We start from the raw sequence: 322 nt of genomic DNA, 5'->3' as shown, positions 1-322 counted from the left end.
GGCCTTGCGGTTGCGGATTTCCAGGTAAGGCAGGAAGAAATCGTCCAGCAGGCGGTTGGTGGTGTCGGAATCGCCCGCGGCGATGGCGCGGTAGAAGTCCATGGCGGTCTTCGGCACGAAGTTGAAGACGGCCGATGAATAGACCGGCACGCCGAGTGCGCGGTACGCGGCGGCATAGACCTCAGCAGTGGGCAGGCCGCCCAGGTAGGAAAAGCGGTCGCCCATTTTGCGGCGGATGCGGACCATGGCTTCGATGTCGCCGATGCCGTCCTTGAAACCGACCAGGTTGGGGCAGCGTTCGGCCAGTTGCGCAAGGCTGTCC

1 protein-coding gene is annotated in these 322 nt (G+C 64.0%); it reads right to left on the bottom strand.

All coding sequences use genetic code 11. The annotated features are described in order from the left end of the window. A partial coding sequence (locus tag AC27VE_RS30740; RefSeq protein ID WP_488705858.1) for a dihydrodipicolinate synthase family protein occupies positions 1–322 on the bottom strand: 322 nt, incomplete at both ends.

It is taken from the genome of Achromobacter sp. 18P8.1.1, assembly GCF_057799415.1.
This window is presented reverse-complemented; position numbering and strand designations above follow the sequence as displayed.